Genomic DNA, 1232 nt, shown 5'->3' on the forward strand with positions numbered 1-1232 from the left:
GTCAGGGGTATCGCCAGCCAGCCACGCATGGGGAGGTGGGCGCCGGCATCGCTGTCAGCACCGCGCCAGCACGGATGCGCTTGCAGCTCGGCTTGCGTGATGCGCAGCGAACGGTTGTTCTCGCACACCATCGCGCAAATTCCGGCGCCGTCGGCGGGCGCAATCAGGTCACGGTAGGCCGCATATTTCTCGGACAGGGACCGCGCATGGGTGGCCTGCGCCCAATCGTTGCCCTGCGTGAGGCTGACCACGGACTGGTGCGCGCCAATCACCCCGCGCGCCTGTTCGGCCACTTCTTGCATCGCGCCCTCCAGCGTCTGGTGCCAGGTGATGGCCTGGGCTGCGTCGGCGGCGCGCTGCAAGGTAAACAGATGCGCCTGAACGTCCTTTTCGGCTTTGACCTGGGTGCTCATGTCCAGGGCCACCACAAAGCGCGCATCCCGGCCGGCATATTGAACCGGCTGCGAAACGATGTTTACAGGAAAAACTGAACCATCCTTGTGGCGGTGCAGCCAGCGGCCTCTTCGCACGCTCACCGTATCGGACAGCTCCTGGCGCAAGCGGTCCGCCTCTGCGTCGGTGCGGATATCGAAAATGGTCATCGCCCGGAACTCCTCGGCCGAATAACCATAACTTTTCAGCGCCGCGTGGTTGACCGTCAGAAACTGCTTGTTGACCATGTCAAATACCCACATGGGCACCGGCGCCGCATCAAACAGCGCCGCGTAGCGTTGCTCACTGTCCATGAAGGCCTGCTCGGCAAGCTTGCGAGAGGTGATGTCCGTCATCACGCCGCGCGGCCGGACCCCGGGGGAATCGGCCGCCTGGCGCGCGCGGTTGTGGAGCCAGACCATGCGCCCGTCCGCCGCCTGCATCCGGAACTCGACTGCCCAAGCCGCACCCTCGCCATGGGAGTCGCCGTCGTGCTCGAGGATCCTGCGGTAAAAGCCGCTCACCGCATCCAGATCGTCCGGATGGACACGGTCTTTCCAGAAATCGGGCTCGGCGAGCCAGCGCTTGGCCGGGTAACCCAGTATCGTCTCGGCGCGCTGGCTCACGAAGGGGAATCGTATGGCTCCGTCGTGCGCCCCCGCCTCGCCTTCCCAGACGATGGCATCCAGCCCTTGGACCAGGTCCCGGAAACGGCGTTCGGATTCCAGCGCGGCGGCGCGCAGCGCCTCCTCTTCGGTCACGTCCTCCACGACCAGGAGCAACCGGGCTTCTTCTTCTTC

General features: G+C 65.1%; 1 protein-coding gene. It reads right to left on the reverse strand.

Features of this window, described 5'->3' with window-relative positions:
* Positions 1-1232: PAS domain-containing protein (locus tag ABW22_RS15625; protein WP_162264498.1), on the reverse strand; the 1232-nt coding region annotated here is incomplete at both ends.

Source organism: Thiobacillus denitrificans (assembly GCF_001530125.1).
Classification (GTDB): Bacteria; Pseudomonadota; Gammaproteobacteria; order Burkholderiales; family Thiobacillaceae; genus Thiobacillus; species Thiobacillus denitrificans_C.